Genomic DNA, 20,324 nt, shown 5'->3' on the forward strand with positions numbered 1-20,324 from the left:
TATAGAGACGCCAGAGGGGTGTCAATAATAGACAAAGCAGAAAAGGCCCCGAAGGGCCTTCTCTGGACGAACGTCGATATTATTCGACGATCTTGGCAACCACGCCGGCGCCTACGGTACGGCCGCCTTCGCGAATAGCGAAACGCAGACCTTCTTCCATGGCGATCGGAGCGATCAGGGTAACAACCATCTTGATGTTGTCGCCCGGCATTACCATCTCAACGCCTTCCGGCAGTTCGCAGTTACCAGTCACGTCAGTAGTACGGAAGTAGAACTGAGGACGGTAGCCCTTGAAGAACGGAGTATGACGACCGCCTTCTTCCTTGGACAGAACGTACACTTCGCACTCGAACTTGGTGTGCGGCTTGATGGTGCCCGGCTTAGCCAGAACCTGACCACGCTCAACGTCTTCACGCTTGGTACCACGCAGCAGGGCGCCAACGTTCTCACCTGCACGACCTTCGTCTAGCAGCTTACGGAACATTTCAACGCCGGTGCAGGTAGTTTTGGTCGTAGCTTTGATACCTACGATTTCAACTTCCTCACCCACCTTGACGATACCACGCTCAACACGGCCTGTTACTACAGTACCGCGACCAGAGATGGAGAATACGTCTTCGATCGGCATCAGGAACGGCTGATCGATTGCACGAACTGGTTCAGGGATGTAGGCATCCAGAGTTTCAACCAGCTTACGCACAGCAGAAACACCGATTTCGTTGTCGTCTTTGCCTTCCAGCGCCATCAGCGCGGAACCTACAACGATCGGAGTGTCGTCACCTGGGAAGTCATAGGTGTTCAGCAGATCGCGAACTTCCATTTCTACCAGCTCGAGCAGCTCAGCGTCGTCAACCATGTCGGCCTTGTTCAGGAACACGACAATGTAAGGAACGCCTACCTGACGGGACAGCAGGATGTGCTCACGAGTCTGCGGCATGGGGCCGTCAGCTGCCGAGCAAACCAGGATCGCACCGTCCATCTGCGCAGCACCGGTGATCATGTTCTTCACATAGTCAGCGTGGCCAGGGCAGTCAACGTGAGCGTAGTGGCGAGTGGCCGAATCGTACTCAACGTGGGAAGTGTTAATGGTAATACCGCGCGCTTTTTCTTCCGGAGCGTTATCGATCTGGTCGAAGTTACGGGCAGAACCACCCCAAGTTTCAGAGCAAACCTTGGTCAGTGCTGCAGTCAGCGTTGTCTTACCATGGTCGACGTGGCCGATGGTGCCGACGTTGACGTGCGGTTTGTTACGTTCAAATTTTTCTTTAGCCACGAGTATAAACCCCTACTAGAAAGCGTTTATTAAGCTTGTTTCTTGATAATAGCTTCGGCGATGTTCGATGGCGCTTCAGCGTACTTGGCGAACTCCATGGAGTAGCTAGCACGACCTTGAGACATGGAACGCACATCAGTAGCGTAGCCAAACATCTCGCCCAGCGGAACTTCAGCACGAATCACCTTACCGGATACAGTATCTTCCATACCCTGGATCAGGCCGCGACGACGGTTCAGGTCACCCATTACGTCGCCCATGTAGTCTTCAGGCGTTACCACCTCGACCTTCATGATTGGCTCAAGCAGAACAGCACCACCCTTCTGGGTCAACTGCTTGGTCGCCATCGAAGCAGCGATTTTGAACGCCATTTCGTTGGAGTCGACGTCATGATAAGAGCCGTCGAATACAGTTGCTTTCAGGCCAAGCAGCGGATAACCGGCAACGATACCGTTTTTCATCTGCTCTTCGATGCCCTTCTGAATAGCAGGGATGTATTCTTTCGGAATCACACCACCCACTACCTCACTGGTAAATTCGAGACCTTCCTGACCTTCATCAGCCGGGGCGAAACGAATCCAGCAGTGACCGAACTGACCACGACCACCGGACTGGCGAACGAACTTACCTTCGATTTCGCACTTGTTCCGGATAGTTTCACGGTAGGCTACCTGAGGCTTGCCGATGTTAGCCTCAACACCAAACTCGCGCTTCATACGATCAACCAGAATATCCAGGTGCAGCTCACCCATACCGGAAATAATGGTTTGACCAGACTCTTCGTCGGTCTTAACTCGGAAAGACGGGTCTTCCTGGGCCAGCTTGCCCAATGCAATACCCATTTTCTCCTGGTCAGCCTTGGTCTTCGGCTCAACCGCAACCGAAATTACCGGCTCAGGGAAGTCCATACGCTCAAGGATAATCGGCTTTTCTAGCGAGCAAAGAGTATCGCCCGTAGTAACATCCTTCATACCAATCAGAGCAGCAATGTCACCTGCACGAACTTCCTTGATCTCTTCACGGGTGTTCGCGTGCATCTGCACCATACGACCCACACGCTCTTTCTTACCCTTCACAGAGTTCAGAACCGAATCACCGGAATTCAGAACACCAGAATAAACGCGCGCAAAAGTCAGCGTACCTACAAACGGGTCGGTGGCAATCTTGAACGCTAGAGCAGAGAAGGGCTCTTCGTCATTAGCATGACGCTCATCTTCCTGCTCCTCGTTGTCCGGATGGACACCTTTGATCGCAGGAATTTCTGTCGGAGCCGGCAGGAAGTCAATCACGGCATCAAGAACCAGTGGAACGCCCTTGTTCTTGAAGGAGGAACCACACACAGCCGGAACGATTTCGCATGCGATAGTACGCTGACGCAGGCCAGCCTTGATCTCTTCGATCGACAGCTCACCTTCTTCCAGGTACTTGTTCATCAGCTCTTCGTTAGCTTCAGCAGCTGCTTCAACCATGTTGGAGCGCCACTCGTCAGCCAAGCCCTGAAGCTCTGCAGGAATTTCTTCCTCGCGATAGGTCATGCCCTGGTCATCATCGTTCCAGAAGATCGCCTTCATCTTCAGAAGGTCAATCTGACCCTGAAAGTTATCTTCAGCACCGATAGCCAGCTGAACCGGGACAGGTGTATGACCTAGACGCTTTTTGATCTGCTCAACAACACGCAGGAAGTTGGCACCAGCGCGGTCCATCTTGTTGACATAGACAATACGCGGAACACCGTACTTGTTAGCCTGACGCCATACAGTTTCAGACTGAGGCTCTACACCCGAAGTACCGCAGAAAACAACAACAGCACCGTCCAGTACACGCAAGGAACGCTCAACTTCAATAGTGAAGTCAACGTGACCAGGGGTATCAATGATGTTTACGCGGTACTTGTCATACTGCTTAGTGGAGCCGGACCAGAACGCTGTGGTAGCAGCAGAAGTAATGGTAATACCACGCTCCTGCTCCTGAACCATCCAGTCCATAGTAGCTGCGCCGTCATGAACCTCACCCATCTTATGGTTCACGCCGGTGTAAAACAGAATACGCTCCGTGGTAGTCGTTTTACCTGCGTCCACGTGGGCGCAGATACCGATATTACGGTAGCGATTAATTGAGGTAGTACGAGCCACGATAAGGTCCTCGCTTGATTAGAAGCGGTAGTGCGAGAAGGCCTTGTTGGCCTCTGCCATGCGATGCACGTCTTCACGCTTCTTGACTGCGGCGCCCTTGCCTTCGAATGCATCCATGAGCTCTCCCGCCAGGCGTAGAGCCATGGACTTCTCACCACGCTTACGCGCAGAGTCCACAAGCCAGCGCATGGCCAGAGCGTTACGACGGGACGGACGAACTTCGACCGGCACCTGGTAGGTAGCACCGCCTACACGGCGGGACTTCACTTCGACCAGCGGAGCGATGGCGTCGAGCGCTTTTTCGAAAACTTCCAGGGGGTCGGCATTCTTGGAACGCTCTTTGACCTTGTCCAGAGCACCATAAACGATACGCTCAGCAACGGCTTTCTTGCCGCTTTCCATTACGTGGTTCATGAACTTGGCCAGGATCTGGCTTCCGTATTTTGGATCGTCAAGTATTTCGCGCTTGGCCGCTACACGACGTCTTGGCATTGATAAGCCCTCAAAACGGTCTTCAGGTTAGCTCAGGACTGTAACAAGCAGGTTACGCCTGACCTTACTCTTATCGACTCGAACAAAAAGAATAGATTACTTCGGACGCTTCGCGCCGTACTTAGAACGACCCTGCTTACGGTCTTTAACACCAGAGGTGTCCAGAGAGCCGCGTACAGTGTGGTAGCGCACACCCGGAAGGTCCTTTACACGACCGCCACGGATCAGTACCACGCTGTGCTCTTGCAGGTTGTGACCTTCACCACCAATGTAGGAAGTCACTTCGAAGCCGTTTGTCAAACGTACACGGCATACTTTACGCAGTGCCGAGTTAGGCTTCTTAGGGGTAGTTGTATATACGCGGGTGCAAACACCACGACGTTGCGGGCAGTTCTGCAGCGCAGGCACGTCGCTCTTTTCGACGAGACGCTTGCGCGGCTTACGCACCAGCTGGTTGATAGTTGCCATCTATAGCTCCACTGATTGTCTTACGACACAAACGAAATGGCAGGACCATGGGCCCTGCCAATTTTCGGGGTACGAAAGTCTAAAGAGGTTCTCCCGTACCGTCAATACGAAGCCCTGACCACTCGGCCAAGGCTTCGTTTGATTTACTGCTTAGCTACCACTTGAGTTCAACGCTTCGGTCAGCGCAGCTTCCGCCTCGCTCGCACTCACACGCTGAGGCTTGCCAATTTCCCGCTGACGCTTGCGCTCGCTGTGATACGCCAGACCAGTACCCGCCGGGATCAGACGACCCACAACAACGTTCTCCTTCAGGCCACGCAGGAAGTCACGCTTACCTGTTACCGCCGCCTCAGTAAGAACGCGCGTTGTCTCCTGGAAGGAAGCTGCCGAAATAAAGGATTCCGTTGACAAGGATGCCTTCGTGATACCCAGCAGCACACGCTCGTACTTGGAAATGAACTTATCTTCTGCAACCAGGCGCTCATTTTCTTCCAGTACCTGAGTCAACTCCATCTGATCACCCTTGATGAAGCTTGAATCACCAACTTCACTCACCTCCACCTTGCGCAGCATCTGGCGCAGGATGGTCTCAATGTGCTTGTCGTTGATCTTCACGCCTTGCAGACGATATACATCCTGAATCTCATTCACGATGTATTTCGCCAGCGCACTTACGCCTAACAACCGAAGGATGTCATGCGGATTGCTTGGACCATCGGAGATAACCTCACCGCGACTCACCTGCTCGCCCTCAAAGACGTTAAGGTGACGCCACTTAGGAATTAGCTCCTCGTACGGCTCACTACCGTCGGTAGGCGTAATTACCAAACGACGCTTGCCTTTTGTTTCCTTACCAAAAGAAATCGTACCGCTGATTTCCGCAAGAATAGCCGGCTCTTTTGGACGACGCGCTTCGAACAGGTCAGCCACACGCGGCAGACCACCCGTAATATCTCGGGTCTTCGATGTTTCCTGCGGGATACGTGCAATGACGTCACCCACATGAACCTTGGCACCATCGTTCAGGTTAACCAATGCATTGGGCGGCAGGAAGTACTGGGCTGGTACGTCAGTACCTGGCAACAGTAAGTCGCGACCATTTGCATCAATCAACTTTACAGCCGGACGAATGTCTTTACCGGAGCTTGGACGATCTTTGATATCCAATACTTCGATATTGGTCAAACCTGTCAACTCATCGGTCTGACGCTTGATCGTGATACCTTCTTCCATGCCGACAAAGGCTACGGTACCGTCCATCTCGGTTACGATCGGGTGGGTATGCGGATCCCACTTGGCCACCACAGCACCCGGCTCAACCTTGTCACCTTCCTTGACAGAGATTACTGCACCGTACGGCAGACGATAGCGCTCACGTTCACGACCAAAGTCATCCGCAATAGCTAGCTCACCGGAACGGGATACAGCAACCAACGCACCGTCAGCGCGTTCAACGTGTTTCAGGTTATGCAGACGGATGGTACCGCCGTTCTTCACCTGAACATTATCCGCTGCGGATGTACGGCTGGCCGCGCCACCAATGTGGAACGTACGCATGGTCAGCTGTGTACCAGGCTCACCGATCGACTGAGCAGCAATAACACCAACCGCCTCACCGATATTAACCTGATGTCCGCGAGCCAGATCACGGCCGTAGCACTTGGCACAGATACCATGACGTGTTTCACAGGTAATTGGAGAGCGAACCACTACCTCGTCTACGCTATTCAGCTCGAGGAACTCAACCCAACGCTCATCTACCAGAGTGCCTGCAGGAACAATGACTTCGTCATCCGCACCGGGCTTGAAGACATCACGTGCAATGGTCCGACCAAGGACGCGCTCGCCCAACGGCTCGACCACGTCGCCACCTTCGATGTGCGGCGTCATAACCAGGCCATGCTCGGTACCACAGTCGACTTCGGTTACAACCAAGTCTTGCGCAACGTCAACCAGACGGCGAGTCAGGTAACCTGAGTTCGCAGTCTTTAAGGCGGTATCCGCCAAGCCTTTACGTGCACCGTGCGTGGAAATGAAGTACTGGAGTACGTTCAGACCTTCACGGAAGTTCGCAGTAATAGGCGTCTCGATGATGGAGCCATCAGGCTTGGCCATCAAACCACGCATACCGGCTAACTGACGAATCTGTGCAGCGGAGCCCCGCGCACCTGAGTCAGCCATCATATACATGGAGTTAAATGACTCCTGATCAACTTCCTTACCCTCACGATCGATCACCTTCTCCTTCGAGAGATTGGTCATCATCGCCTTGGATACTTCGTCGTTAGCCTTCGACCAAAGGTCGATCACCTTGTTGTACTTCTCACCCTGAGTAACCAGACCAGAGGCATACTGGCTTTCGATCTCTTTTACTTCAGACGTAGCGGCATCAATGATACGAGCCTTCTCGTCTGGAATAACGAAGTCGTTCACGCCAATGGAAACGCCCGACAAGGTCGAATAGGCGAAACCGGTGTACATGAGTTGGTCTGCAAAAATGACGGTATCCTTTAGACCTACCACGCGATAGCAATGGTTGATCAGTTTGGAGATCGCCTTTTTCTTCATCGACTGGTTTACGACATCGAACGGCAAACCGGCAGGAACAACCTGGAATAGCAAGGCACGACCTACTGTCGTATCAACGATACGGGTGTTGCTAACGACAGAGCCGTCCTTCTGCTTCACCTTTTCATTGATACGAACCTTGATCTTGGCATGCAGCGCAGCTTCGCCAGCGCGGAATACGCGATCGACTTCCTGCAGGTCAGCAAATACACGACCTTCACCCTTGGCGTTCACCGCCTCGCGCGTCATGTAATAGAGGCCCAGCACCACGTCCTGCGACGGCACGATAATCGGCTCACCATTAGCAGGCGACAGGATGTTGTTGGTCGACATCATCAATGCGCGAGCTTCCAGCTGAGCTTCCAGTGTCAGCGGCACGTGGACAGCCATCTGGTCACCATCGAAGTCAGCGTTATAAGCCGCACACACCAATGGGTGCAACTGAATCGCCTTGCCTTCAATGAGCACAGGCTCGAACGCCTGAATACCCAAACGGTGCAACGTCGGAGCACGGTTCAGCAATACAGGGTGTTCGCGAATGACTTCGGCGAGAACGTCCCAGACCTCAGGCAGCTCACGCTCAACCATTTTCTTGGCGGCCTTGATGGTAGTCGCCATACCGCGAGCTTCCAGCTTGCCAAAGATGAATGGCTTGAATAGCTCCAACGCCATTTTCTTGGGCAGACCGCACTGATGCAGACGCAAGGTCGGACCTACGGTAATAACCGAACGGCCTGAATAATCCACGCGCTTACCCAGCAGGTTTTGACGGAAGCGGCCCTGCTTACCCTTGATCATATCAGCCAGCGATTTCAGCGGACGCTTGTTAGAGCCCGTGATTGCGCGACCGCGACGGCCATTATCCAGCAGTGCATCAACCGCCTCCTGCAGCATCCGCTTTTCGTTACGCACGATAATATCGGGCGCAGACAGATCAAGCAGGCGCTTCAGTCGGTTATTACGGTTGATAACGCGACGATAAAGATCGTTTAGATCAGACGTTGCAAAACGGCCGCCATCCAGCGGAACTAGCGGACGCAGATCTGGAGGCAGAACGGGCAGCACCGTCATGACCATCCATTCAGGCTTATTGCCAGAGCCCTGGAAGGCTTCCATCAGCTTTAAGCGCTTGGATAGCTTCTTGATCTTGGTTTCAGAATTAGTTTGCGGAATTTCTTCGCGCAGGCGGCCAATTTCGTGCTCCAGATCAATGCCGCCCAGCAATTCGAAAACCGCTTCGGCGCCCATGCGGGCGTCAAAATCGTCACCGAACTCTTCAAGAGCTTCAAAGTACTGCTCGTCATTGAGCAGCTGATATTTTTCAAGCGTGGTCATGCCCGGATCGATGACAACGTAGCTCTCGAAATAGAGCACTCGCTCGATATCCCGCAGAGTCATGTCCAGCAGCAGGCCGATACGGGACGGCAGTGACTTCAGAAACCAAATGTGTGCAACTGGGGACGCCAGCTCAATATGACCCATGCGCTCACGACGCACTTTGGCCAGCGCAACTTCTACACCACACTTTTCACAAATAACGCCACGGTGCTTAAGGCGCTTGTACTTTCCGCACAGACACTCGTAGTCCTTTACTGGACCAAAGATCTTGGCACAGAAAAGACCATCACGCTCAGGCTTGAACGTACGGTAATTGATGGTCTCGGGCTTCTTCACTTCGCCAAAGGACCAGGAACGGATCATCTCGGGCGAGGCCAGACCGATACGAATGGCATCGAACTCTTCGAGTTGACCCTGGTTTTTCAACAGATTCAGCAAGTCTTTCAAGGCCTTTCCTCCTCACGGACCAGGCATGACCGCCTTGACGGCCATGCCTTCTTGGCGTCGCGTGTTATTCGGTTTCCAATTCGATATCGATACCGAGCGAGCGAATTTCCTTGATCAGTACGTTGAAGGACTCCGGCATACCGGCCTCCATACGATGATCTCCGTCCACGATGTTCTTGTACATCTTGGTCCGGCCATTCACATCGTCCGACTTGACCGTCAGCATTTCCTGAAGGGTGTAGGCGGCACCATAAGCTTCCAGCGCCCAGACCTCCATCTCTCCGAAACGCTGTCCACCGAACTGCGCCTTACCACCCAGCGGCTGCTGAGTAACCAGGCTATACGATCCTGTGGAACGGGCATGCATCTTGTCATCGACCAGGTGGTTGAGCTTCAGCATATACATGTAGCCGACAGTAACCGGACGCTCGAACTGATTACCGGTACGGCCGTCAAACAGGCGCATCTGACCACTTTCGGGCAGATCAGCCAGCTTCAGCATAGCCTTGATTTCACGTTCCTTAGCACCATCGAAGACCGGCGTAGCCATCGGCACGCCACCACGCAGGTTTTTAGCCAAACGCAACACTTCTTCGTCGCTCAGCTCATCCAGGTTTTCCTGGCGGCCACCGATCTCGTTATAGAGCTCATGCAGGAAACTACGCAGCTCAGCTACTTTGCGTTGCTCTTCAAGCATGCGATTGATCTTCTCGCCCAACCCCTTGGCAGCAAGGCCTAGGTGCGTTTCAAGAATCTGACCAACGTTCATCCGTGACGGAACACCCAGCGGGTTCAATACGATGTCAACCGGAGTACCCGTCTCATCGTAAGGCATGTCTTCAACCGGCATGATGACCGATACCACACCCTTGTTACCGTGACGACCTGCCATCTTGTCACCAGGCTGGATACGGCGACGGATTGCCAGGTAAACCTTCACGATCTTAAGCACGCCAGGTGCCAGGTCATCGCCTTGCTGCAGCTTGCGCTTCTTGTCCTCGAACTTGTCGTCCAAGAGCTGACGGCGATCGGATAGATAGGCTTGAGCCTTTTCCAACTGCTCGTTTTGCGCATCTTCTGCCATACGCAGCTTGAACCACTGGCCACGCTCCAGACCATCCAGGTACTCGTCAGTAATGACAGAACCCTTTTTGACATTCGGTCCGCCATCCGCAACCTGACCTACAAGTGCCTGACGCAGACGCTCAAAGGTGGCACCTTCAACGATACGGAACTCCTCATTGAGGTCCTTGCGAATCTCGTCGAGCTGGGACTTCTCGATTGCCAGTGCACGAGAGTCACGCTCTACCCCATCACGGGTAAAGACCTGTACATCAATGACCGTACCCTTGGTACCCGTTGGTACGCGCAGGGAAGTATCCTTAACATCGGACGCCTTTTCACCAAAGATGGCACGTAGCAGCTTTTCTTCTGGAGTCAGCTGGGTTTCACCTTTCGGCGTTACCTTACCGACCAGAATGTCACCTGCCTGCACCTCGGCACCAACGTAAACAATACCGGCTTCATCAAGCTTGTTAAGCGCTGCCTCGCCTACGTTCGGGATATCAGAAGTGATTTCTTCTGGGCCGAGCTTTGTATCACGAGCCACACAGGTCAGCTCCTGAATGTGGATCGTAGTAAAGCGGTCTTCCTGCACAACGCGCTCAGACAACAGGATCGAGTCTTCGAAGTTGAAGCCGTTCCAGGTCATAAACGCAACGCGCATATTCTGACCTAGTGCCAGCTCACCCATATCGGTAGACGGGCCATCAGCCAGGATGTCGCCACGCGCAATGACGTCACCCTTATTTACCAGCGGACGCTGGTTAATGCAGGTGTTCTGGTTGGAGCGGGTATATTTGGTCAGGTTGTAGATATCTACACCCGCCTCGCCCGTTTCAACTTCGGCATTAGCAACGCGCACCACGATACGGCTTGCGTCAACGGAGTCGATCACACCGCCTCGACGTGCCACAACACAAACACCAGAGTCGCGTGCTACGTTACGCTCCATACCCGTTCCGACTAGCGGCTTGTCCGAGCGCAGAGTCGGAACAGCCTGACGCTGCATGTTCGAACCCATAAGGGCACGGTTCGCATCATCGTGCTCGAGGAAAGGAATCAGCGAAGCAGCAACGGAAACCACCTGCTTAGGTGACACATCCATCAGAGTTACGTCTTCCGGGCTCTTAACCGTGAATTCGTTCTGATGGCGTACCGCCACAAGTTCATCGACCAGTCGGTTATTTTCGTCCAGAGCCGCAGAGGCCTGAGCGATTACATGATTGGCTTCTTCGATCGCTGACAGGAACACAATCTCATCAGAGGCCACGGCATCCTTGACTACGCGATAAGGACTCTCCAGAAAACCATACTGATTCGTGCGTGCATAGGTTGCCAGCGAGTTGATCAGACCAATGTTCGGACCTTCTGGTGTCTCAATCGGACATACGCGACCGTAATGAGTCGGATGAACGTCACGAACCTCAAAGCCCGCACGCTCCCGTGTTAAACCACCCGGGCCGAGTGCTGAGACACGACGCTTGTGCGTGATCTCAGAAAGCGGGTTGTTCTGATCCATGAACTGAGACAACTGGCTCGATCCGAAAAACTCCTTGATCGCAGCAGCCACCGGCTTTGCATTGATCAGGTCTTGCGGCATCAGTCCTTCACTTTCGGCCATCGATAGACGTTCCTTGACCGCGCGCTCAACACGCACCAGGCCAACACGGAACTGATTCTCAGCCATCTCACCTACGCAACGTACACGGCGGTTACCTAAGTGATCGATATCATCGACGATACCTTTACCGTTCCGAATATCTACCAGCGTTCTGAGCACGTCAACGATGTCTTCGCGGCTCAGCACACCCTGGCCTTCGATTTCGTCACGGCCGATACGACGGTTGAACTTCATACGGCCAACGGCAGATAGATCGTAACGCTCGGCGCTGAAGAACAGGTTGTTAAATAGTGTCTCGGCAGCTTCCTTGGTTGGAGGCTCGCCTGGACGCATCATACGATAGATTTCAACCAATGCTTCGAGTTGATTAGTTGTGGAATCGATCTTCAGCGTATCGGAAACAAACGGACCACAGTCAATGTCGTTGGTGTACAACGTTTCGATGCGGACGACATTTGCCTTTGCAATTTTTGCCAGCATATCGAGGGTTAACTCGGTATTGCACTCGGCAATAATTTCACCAGTAGCAGGATGCACAATCGCCTTGGCAGTAGTACGGCCAATAACATAATCGAATGGCACTTCCAGCTCGGTAATACCTGATTTTTCAAGCTGATTGATATGGCGCGCAGTAACACGACGTCCCTGCTCTACAATCACCTTGCCTGCATTGTCCTTAATATCAAAGCTGGCAATTTCGCCACGCAGACGCTGCGGCACCAATTCCAGATTCAAGGTTTCACCCTTGATGTGGAATACGTTGGTGTCGTAGAACATATCCAGCACTTCTTCAGTACCGTAACCAAGCGCGCGCAGCAGAACGGTCGCAGGTAGCTTGCGGCGACGGTCGATACGAACAAATACGCTGTCCTTGGGGTCAAACTCGAAGTCTAACCAAGAACCACGGTAAGGAATAATACGAGCGGAATACAGCAGCTTACCGGAGCTGTGGGTCTTACCACGGTCGTGATCGAAGAAGACACCAGGAGAACGGTGCAACTGGGAAACGATGACACGCTCGGTACCATTGATAATGAAGGTGCCGTTTTCTGTCATCAGGGGAATTTCCCCCATGTAAACTTCTTGCTCCTTGATGTCTTTGATCGCCTTGTTGGACGACTCACGATCAAAAATAATCAGGCGCACTTTTACTCGCAGCGGAACAGCAAATGTCACGCCGCGCAGAACACATTCTTTAACATCGAACGCCGGCTCGCCAAGGCGATAACCGACATATTCCAAGGCAGCATTGCCGGAATAACTGATAATCGGGAAAACGGACTTGAAGGCCGCGTGCAGACCGATATCGCGGAGCTGATCTTTGCCTGCGCCCGCCTGCAGGAATTCGCGATACGAATCCAGCTGGATAGCCAATAGATACGGCACGTCCATAACGTGCGGCAACTTGCTAAAGTCCTTGCGGATACGTTTTTTCTCAGTGTATGAGTAAGCCATCAGCGTTCCCCAGCTTGGTCACCTGCTTGTTTGGCCTCTCCGACGGGAGCAGCCGGAAAATCTTGCAAACGTTATCGTTTGCGCCATCACCTATGATGGCCTTCTTTATTTCTATTTGATCACAAGCCCGACCGGGCTGCATCGAAACAGAAAAAGGCCGGTGGCTATTGCCACCAGCCATCAGCCGAACTTTAACGCTCAGGCTGTAGACGCAATGTCTGAGCTTACTTGAGCTCGACCTTGGCGCCAGCTTCTTCCAGAGACTTCTTGGCAGCCTCGGCTTCCTCTTTGGAAACGCCTTCTTTAACAACGCCAGGAGCGCCGTCAACAACTGCCTTGGCTTCTTTCAGGCCCAGACCAGTCAGTTCACGAACGACCTTAATGACGTTCACTTTCTTGTCGCCAGCCTCGGTCAACATGATAGTGAATTCAGTCTGCTCTTCAGCAGCAGGGGCGGCAGCAGCCGGACCAGCAGCTACAGCGGCAGCAGCAGTTACACCGAACTTCTCTTCCATCGCCTTGATCAGTTCGACCACTTGCATGACGGACATTTCGGATACGGCGTTGATGATATCTTCGTTGGTCAGAGCCATGACTCTAATTCCTGTATCGTTTAGGGGCTTCGTAGCCACTAGAATTAAACAAAAAAGCGAGAAAGTAGATGCTTAGCCTTAGGCTGCAGCAGATTCTTTCTGGTCGCGAATAGCTGCCAGAGTACGAGCCAGCTTGCTGGTTGCGCCCTGGATAACGCTCATCAGCTGGGACACAGCTTCGTCGTAGGTTGGCAGAGTTGCCAATACGTCGATCTGGTTAGCTGGGATCAGCTTGCCTTCAAACGCGGCTGCCTTGATCTCGAACTTGTCCTGACCCTTGGCGAATTCCTTGAAAATGCGAGCAGCAGCGCCCGGATGTTCAGTGGAAAAAGCAATCAGGGTCGGGCCTTTGAACGCGTCGTTCAGTACGTCAAACGAAGTACCTTCAACAGCGCGACGCAGCAGTGTGTTACGCACAACTTTCACGTAAACACCAGCCGCACGGGCCTCTTTACGGAGTCCGGTCATTGCACCTACTGTCACGCCACGGGCATCAGCCACGACAGCAGACAGGGCACTTTGGGCAGCCTCGTTGACTTCAGCGACGATAGCCTTCTTGTCTTCGAGTTTAATTGCCACGGGTTTTACTCCTGGATGTTACCGTATCGCCCAACCTAAGCCGGACGTCGTTTTGGTGTCTGACTCGGTAACCGAATCGGGAGCACCATCTGCGTAGGCTTAATTTAAGACTTTCGTCACCTACGGTCTTGGACAGCCCCCGCCAGGCAGGGACCCCAATAAGAGAGCGAAGCAGTGCTTCGCTCGAATCACTTAGGCTTCCAGGGAAGCCTGATCAATCTGCAGACCTGGGCCCATAGTGGTGCTCAGAGTCACGCGCTTGACATAAATACCTTTGGAAGTAGACGGCTTGAGTCTCTTCAGGTCAGCCAGCAGCGCTTCAACGTTCTGCTTAAGCTTAACGGGTTCGAAATCAACCTTGCCAACGGAGGCATGGATGATGCCGTTCTTGTCGGTACGGAAACGAACCTGACCGGCCTTTGCGTTCTTGACTGCAGTAGCAACGTCCGGAGTCACAGTGCCAACTTTGGGGTTAGGCATCAGACCACGAGGACCAAGGATCTGACCCAACTGACCTACTACGCGCATTGCATCTGGAGAAGCAATCACGACGTCATAGCTCAGATCGCCAGCTTTCATCTCGGCAGCCAAGTCGTCCATACCCACTTTTTCTGCACCAGCAGCCAGCGCTGCTTCAGCATTGGGGCCCTGAGTAAACACGGCTACACGGACGCTCTTGCCAGTACCGTTTGGCAGAACGGTAGCACCACGAACAACCTGGTCAGATTTACGAGGATCAACGCCCAGATTAACTGAAACGTCTACCGACTCTTTGAACTTGACAGTGGACAGCTGAGACAGAAGCGCAGCAGCCTCTTCAAAGCTGTACTGCTTGCCTGCTTCAATCTTGGCAGCAATAGCCTTTTGACGCTTAGTGAGCTTGGCCATTACACGCCCTCCACATTGAGGCCCATGCTACGCGCAGAGCCAGCGATAGTACGTACAGCTGCATCCATATCAGCAGCAGTCAGATCAGCATTCTTGGTCTTAGCAATCTCTTCAAGCTGAGCACGCGTTACGGTGCCTACTTTCTGAGAGTTAGGACGGCTAGAACCGCTCTGAATGCCCGCAGCCTTCTTCAGAAGAACGGAAGCAGGAGTACTCTTGGTCTCAAACGTGAAGCTACGGTCACTGTAAACGGTAATAATTACCGGAGTAGGCAGACCTGGTTCCATACCTTGGGTACGGGCGTTGAATGCCTTACAGAATTCCATGATGTTCACACCATGCTGACCCAGCGCCGGACCTACTGGCGGGCTCGGGTTAGCTTGGGCCGCTTTAACTTGCAGCTTGATATAAGCTTGGATTTTCTTAGCCATTTGCTACTCCAATGACGGGTCTAACGCCTTAAGGCTCCCCGGTTTGATTCACCTTATCCCACTGACGACAAAACCCCGCAGCCTAAACTGCGGGGTATGGGACTAGGCATCAGTTAGACGACTTTTTCGACCTGACTGAATTCCAGCTCAACCGGCGTAGAACGTCCAAAAATCAGGACAGCCACTTGAATCCGGCTTTTTTCATAATTCACTTCTTCGACAACACCATTGAAGTCAGCAAACGGACCATCGATAACGCGAACAGTCTCACCTGGCTCAAACAGTGTTTTCGGCTTGGGCTTATCACTACTGTCGGAAACACGACGAAGAATCGCCTCTGCCTCACGATCAGTAATCGGTGCTGGCTTATCAGCCGTCCCACCAATAAAACCCATAACCCGCGGGGTATCTTTAACGAGGTGCCAAGTACCTTCGTTCATTTCCATCTGAACGAGCACATAACCTGGAAAGAATTTACGTTCGCTTTTGCGCTTCTGGCCATTACGCATTTCCACTACTTCTTCAGTGGGAACCAGAATATCGCCGAACTCATCTTCCATTCCGGCAAGCTTGACGCGCTCAATCAAAGAGCGCATGACATGCTTCTCGTAACCCGAGTATGCATGCACTACGTACCAACGCTTAGCCACGGCGAACCCTTAACCTACGATCATGGAAACAAGCCATCCGAGCAGGGAATCTAATCCCCATAGCAGCAACGCCATGACCAGCACTACTGCAACCACAATCAATGTGGTCTGAGTTGTCTCTTGCCTACTAGGCCAGACAACCTTACGAATCTCGGTGCGCGCCTCTTTGAGCAGCGTGAAAAACGCTTGCCCTTTGACAGTCTGTAATGCAACGAAAGCAGCTACAGCACCCAGAACCAGCAAACCGATAACGCGATACAGGATCGGCTGGGCTGAGTAGTAGTGGTTAGCAACAACACCTACTGCTACCAGCAAGACGACCACAAGCCACTTCATCGCATCGAAGCGTGACTCTTTGGCTTCCGCCTTGACGCTCATCAATTGAAATCCTGTCAGGAAATGCCAGATTAAATCTGGCAGGCCAGGAGGGAATCGAACCCCCAACCTGCGGTTTTGGAGACCGCCGCTCTGCCAATTGAGCTACTGGCCTGTAACTTAAATCAGGCCGGCTATTATGCCGGCCTAACAACCCAAGATCAAGAACTTATTCGACGATCTTGGCAACCACGCCGGCGCCTACGGTACGGCCGCCTTCGCGAATAGCGAAACGCAGACCTTCTTGTGCAATGAAACGCATAGCGGTTGATTTGGCCAAGTCCGTTTACCAGGTTGCCGAGAGTGTTCAGGTCGGTCGGGTGAATCGGCGCAAGCGGCAACGAACTGCTTAGCCATACCTACTCAACGCAATGCCCTAACCCTAACGCACTGATCGTCAGGTTTGTGTCGAAGCGTAGTGCAGGTTATCTGACTAACCTGCACCAGCATTTCTTGTGATGCGAAACAGACAGTCTTTATCGCATCGCGGCCAGGCTTTTAAACCATGTTGCCTTTTACTTACCCAACACAACGCTACGCGCCGCGAGCCTCGCTTTCCTGAAGTCAAAGTGGATTCCCAAGGCTTTTGCCTTGGCCCGCGACTCATCCATTAGAGCATTCAACTGTTCACGGCGCTGCTGGAGGGTAGTTGTCATTATTCTCACCTCTATTGATGTTATCCATTCCCTTGGCGACTTTTGCTATCCCTACGTTCAATAGATAGGTAATTAGTGACTGGCCGCTAAATGGTAGGACAGAGCCAAATTAAAAAGTTGCCTTGCTGAAAAAATAAGTTACGTAGCCTTTGATCGGAACCTGTACGAGTAAGCAGCTAAGGCTTACCTGCGACTGACTTTAAAGTTGTCAAATAGGGTCATAACTCTGCTATCGGATTTTCTATTTGGCTTTTGGCCAGCGCTTAACGCCACTTTTAAGTCCCTTCTGTGACTGATTGTCCCCCCACTTGCATTATCCGTTTGCCGGTTCACAAATGCTGATACGAAGACTTGAGCAAATCAGAGGTTTTCTAAAAAGGTAACTCACTGGCTAAAGCTATTCCTCGCTTTTGTATTTAAGGCTTAATGAGGCTGTGGTGTAAAACCTCCACAAGCAGTTCCTGCCGCTCTATCTCAGGCCTTTCATAAAGGCTTCATGCGACGAGTCTAAAGTGTGGATGTGCTGACTTGCGGTCAGGCGCAGGCAGTTCATGTGCTTAAAGCAACATGGTAACTCCTGGCCACTTGTCCTGTAATAAACCCATGTGGAGAACATCAGTGGACAAGGCTTACGAAGGAAAGAATGTACTGATCACCGGCGCTACGGGCTTTATTGGTTCGATGTTGCTCAAGACCCTGTCGGAAAAACTCGAAGGTGTCGGCCGGATTTACTGCCTTTATCATACAACGCCTCCTTCTCAAGCTTATGCTCATGACAAACGAGTCGTATGGATAAAGGGCGATATCAGGAAGGAAAATTGGGACATTGCCACCTCTTGGCTGCAGGAAATCAGGAAGGATGTGGACATTGTTTTCCACCTGGCTGCGTATACCCGTTGGGATACCGATATACAGGATCAGGTACACGCCAACACGCTGTCTGCTCTACAGGGTGCAACGCTTGTCGCTACCTTTGAAAAACGTGCACTATTTTTAGTTACATCCAGCTATTGGGCACTATGTAATCGCTCAGCGACGGAGCATATTGAGGAACGAATCTATCAGGACTCAACGGCGGAATCTGAACTGGAAGAGATCTTCACGAAAGGAGGCAGCGCAAGGCTTAGTGAATGGCCTAATGCTTACGCCTATTCAAAGAATCTGATGGAACGCCTATTACACCAGCGCTACCCTCACCTCCCTATTATGGTCGCGCGCATTACTTCAGTCACAGGCGCCTGGGCCTATCCAAGTAAAGGTTATTGCAATTTTTCCATCTCCCTGCCCGCTTTCATCCGATCCATTGCGCTTGGAGGCGTTAAACATTTCCCGGTATCCATGAAAACGGCGATCAACGACATGATCCCCGTGGATATTTGCGTCAATATGCTACTGGCAAATGCCGTAGACCCTTCAAATAGCCTGTTTCAGGTTGTCCATTGTTCATCCGCTACACGCAATATCCCTACGTTGGGTCAGGTGGCTGAAATGGCTGGCCATATCAGCTATTTCGAGAATCAGTACGAGTTTAACGAGGCGTTAGCTCACCTGAATGAAAAACAGGCAAAGCTTAATAGAGTCATCGTTGAGGCGTATGGATTCGCGATGGAGAACCGCTTCATTTTTAACGATTCCCAGGTACGTCGGCCGTTGCAGTGGATGTCACAGGACGCTCTCGCCAAGTTTCCTATTGATGTCGAAGAGCTGGAATGGACTGCCATAATTGCAGCGATGAAAAAGGAACTGTCCCTACTGGCGACTGCCAGGGCCGCGTAATCAGGGCTGACAGGACTAAGGCGAGAGGACTTGAGTAATAGCCTCTCGCCTACTTTATTTTCATATTGATCGAAATCGGGCCTACAACGGATAGAGAATTGCTACGCCGTTAAACTCATCCATTCAATAACGTAGCGCGCTCATGTCTCACCTAGACTCCATTGAGGACGCGCCCCACTCCGTAGCTGATCCGCTCCTGGTGCAGCTCAAATAACCAAGTGCTTAGAGCTTCCCTTTGCACCAAAACCGCTGTTCAACCATCACGAATTGAACGAAGCCACACCGGAACGAGTCAGCTAAATAGCCTCGTCGTACGGACCAGGCTACACCTATTTGAACTGCCTGAAGGTAATCTTTATGGATAACAAAGCGGTAATTTCTGAGCTGAACGACTTGATTGAAACCTGTCTGGATGGCTACAAGGGGTTTCAGGAATGCGCCGATGACCTGAAGGATCCGAAACTCAAGTCAACCATGGCAGCCCGCGCCCAGGATTGCAGCACAGCCGCAACCGAGCTTCAGCAACTCGTGACCAAGCTAGGCGGTGATCCGGAACAGAAAGCCAGTGTATCGGGTGCCCTCCACCGCAAATGGGTTGATATCAAATCATCAATTACAGGTAAGAGCGACGAAGCGATTCTTAATGAATGCGAGCGCGGCGAAGATGTCGCTCTCAAAAGCTACAAGCAGGCGCTTGAAAAGGATTTGCCTGCGGATGTTCGCGCTGTCGTAGAGCGGCAGCTGCAAGGGGTGCAACGAAACCATGACCAGGTCAAGGCACTCAGAGACGCTGCACGAGCAAGCTAAGCCCTTAGGCGCCGCAAAGAGACGCCTTGCAAAAGGCTCTCTTTCGGCTCGGCTTTCAGCGGTGATGAGCACCTTCTACGACGCGTATATTAAGCAAAATTGCCAGCATTAGATCTACGTTCCGCCAGCTCAACAGCAACCTGGGAGGCTGGGTATCAATCACTGGCGTAGTTATAAAACTTGCTCAAGCGTCTCGCTCGTTCACTCTCGCTTTCTAGAGCATAAAGCCTGCGGTAGAACTGGCTGCGGTTTACCCCATTACTCTCACAGGCCTCGGTTACGGGTACGCCTTTTATCAGAAAGTCTTCCAAGGCGCGAATAACCCGTTCTCCCCGAATGGAAGTACCCTCCAGTAACAGGTCAAAGTGCTCACGCTCAAGTGCTCCAGGTTTTAAGAAGGACAATGTACGGGCGCGCATGGCTCTCTCAACAGTCTAATGACAGGTATATGTAACAGGTAGGCGAGTAATCGTTGGGATAGAGGCAGGTCTCTAGATACCACTACACCTGAGTTACCTTAATAGGTTATCAATAGTATAGCTCGTTTTAGCAGATGGAGCCTCCAATTTCTGCTCTTCTGGTGTATTCAGTGTTCAAGCCACAACGCGGATTAGAAGTCTGGTAAACCGCTTATAGCCTTGCAAGCTGAGATCTATACCTTAAATCACAGCGGCGCTATCCGAGTTGGAATTTGTCTGAGCGCTCATCACTAA

16 protein-coding genes, 1 tRNA gene and 1 pseudogene are annotated in these 20,324 nt (G+C 52.2%); 2 read left to right on the forward strand and 16 right to left on the reverse strand.

The genetic code is table 11. The annotated features are described in order from the left end of the window. Window positions 1–79: 79 nt before the first annotated feature. From tuf to EAW52_RS25980, 15 genes and pseudogenes are all read right to left on the reverse strand, one after another. On the reverse strand, window positions 80–1,273 hold the full coding sequence (gene tuf, locus EAW52_RS19680; RefSeq protein WP_010796738.1) for an elongation factor Tu: 1,194 nt from the start codon (window positions 1,271–1,273) through the stop codon (window positions 80–82). A 29-nt stretch (window positions 1,274–1,302) separates the two neighbouring features. Further along, window positions 1,303–3,405, reverse strand: coding sequence for an elongation factor G (fusA, locus tag EAW52_RS19685; RefSeq protein ID WP_122043687.1), 2,103 nt, complete (start codon window positions 3,403–3,405; stop codon window positions 1,303–1,305). A gap of 18 nt (window positions 3,406–3,423) precedes the next feature. After that, the gene (rpsG, locus tag EAW52_RS19690) at window positions 3,424–3,897 is read right to left on the reverse strand and encodes a 30S ribosomal protein S7 (protein WP_010796748.1); all 474 of its coding nucleotides are present in this window, start codon (window positions 3,895–3,897) and stop codon (window positions 3,424–3,426) included. Between the two features lie 96 nt (window positions 3,898–3,993). After that, a complete protein-coding gene (gene rpsL, locus EAW52_RS19695) occupies window positions 3,994–4,365 on the reverse strand; it encodes a 30S ribosomal protein S12 (protein ID WP_010796747.1) in 372 nt (123 codons plus the stop codon). Between the two features lie 150 nt (window positions 4,366–4,515). Continuing rightward, window positions 4,516–8,718, reverse strand: coding sequence for a DNA-directed RNA polymerase subunit beta' (gene rpoC, locus EAW52_RS19700; RefSeq protein WP_010796746.1), 4,203 nt, complete (start codon window positions 8,716–8,718; stop codon window positions 4,516–4,518). Between the two features lie 64 nt (window positions 8,719–8,782). Continuing rightward, complete coding sequence (gene rpoB, locus EAW52_RS19705) at window positions 8,783–12,856, reverse strand: DNA-directed RNA polymerase subunit beta (RefSeq protein ID WP_122043688.1); 4,074 nt, start codon at window positions 12,854–12,856, stop codon at window positions 8,783–8,785. A 224-nt stretch (window positions 12,857–13,080) separates the two neighbouring features. Further along, the gene (gene rplL, locus EAW52_RS19715; RefSeq protein WP_010796744.1) at window positions 13,081–13,449 is read right to left on the reverse strand and encodes a 50S ribosomal protein L7/L12; all 369 of its coding nucleotides are present in this window, start codon (window positions 13,447–13,449) and stop codon (window positions 13,081–13,083) included. Between the two features lie 78 nt (window positions 13,450–13,527). Continuing rightward, window positions 13,528–14,028 (reverse strand): 50S ribosomal protein L10, encoded by a 501-nt coding sequence (gene rplJ, locus EAW52_RS19720; protein WP_010796743.1) that lies wholly within the window; start codon window positions 14,026–14,028, stop codon window positions 13,528–13,530. 192 nt (window positions 14,029–14,220) lie between these two features. After that, window positions 14,221–14,916: a 50S ribosomal protein L1 gene (gene rplA, locus EAW52_RS19725; RefSeq protein ID WP_010796742.1), complete on the reverse strand. Its 696-nt coding sequence runs from the start codon at window positions 14,914–14,916 to the stop codon at window positions 14,221–14,223. Then, window positions 14,916–15,347: a 50S ribosomal protein L11 gene (gene rplK, locus EAW52_RS19730; protein ID WP_010796741.1), complete on the reverse strand. Its 432-nt coding sequence runs from the start codon at window positions 15,345–15,347 to the stop codon at window positions 14,916–14,918. Before rplK ends, rplA begins: the two co-directional genes overlap by 1 nt. A 113-nt stretch (window positions 15,348–15,460) precedes the next feature. Next, complete coding sequence (gene nusG / locus EAW52_RS19735) at window positions 15,461–15,997, reverse strand: transcription termination/antitermination protein NusG (RefSeq protein WP_074830397.1); 537 nt, start codon at window positions 15,995–15,997, stop codon at window positions 15,461–15,463. A gap of 9 nt (window positions 15,998–16,006) precedes the next feature. Then, window positions 16,007–16,375: a preprotein translocase subunit SecE gene (gene secE, locus EAW52_RS19740; RefSeq protein ID WP_019366107.1), complete on the reverse strand. Its 369-nt coding sequence runs from the start codon at window positions 16,373–16,375 to the stop codon at window positions 16,007–16,009. Window positions 16,376–16,411: 36 nt separating this feature from the next. After that, window positions 16,412–16,487 (reverse strand) — tRNA-Trp (locus EAW52_RS19745). A gap of 54 nt (window positions 16,488–16,541) precedes the next feature. Beyond that, window positions 16,542–16,619 (reverse strand): annotated as a pseudogene (locus EAW52_RS19750) (elongation factor Tu); the annotation flags it as partial. A gap of 268 nt (window positions 16,620–16,887) precedes the next feature. Then, a complete protein-coding gene (locus EAW52_RS25980; RefSeq protein ID WP_162997661.1) occupies window positions 16,888–17,028 on the reverse strand; it encodes a hypothetical protein in 141 nt (46 codons plus the stop codon). 618 nt (window positions 17,029–17,646) lie between these two features. Between EAW52_RS25980 and EAW52_RS19755 the strand changes: the two genes are divergently transcribed. Then, window positions 17,647–18,804, forward strand: a complete 1,158-nt coding sequence (locus EAW52_RS19755) for an SDR family oxidoreductase (RefSeq protein WP_162997662.1) — start codon at window positions 17,647–17,649, stop codon at window positions 18,802–18,804. Between the two features lie 357 nt (window positions 18,805–19,161). After that, window positions 19,162–19,611 (forward strand): PA2169 family four-helix-bundle protein, encoded by a 450-nt coding sequence (locus EAW52_RS19760; RefSeq protein WP_010799107.1) that lies wholly within the window; start codon window positions 19,162–19,164, stop codon window positions 19,609–19,611. 155 nt (window positions 19,612–19,766) lie between these two features. On the opposite strand, the gene EAW52_RS19765 is transcribed toward EAW52_RS19760, so the two are convergent. Beyond that, on the reverse strand, window positions 19,767–20,030 hold the full coding sequence (locus EAW52_RS19765; RefSeq protein ID WP_010799106.1) for a PapB/FocB family fimbrial expression transcriptional regulator: 264 nt from the start codon (window positions 20,028–20,030) through the stop codon (window positions 19,767–19,769). Window positions 20,031–20,324 lie beyond the last annotated feature (294 nt).

Source organism: Pseudomonas sp. LTJR-52, assembly GCF_003691465.1.
GTDB classification, from domain to species: Bacteria; Pseudomonadota; Gammaproteobacteria; order Pseudomonadales; family Pseudomonadaceae; genus Chryseomonas; species Chryseomonas luteola.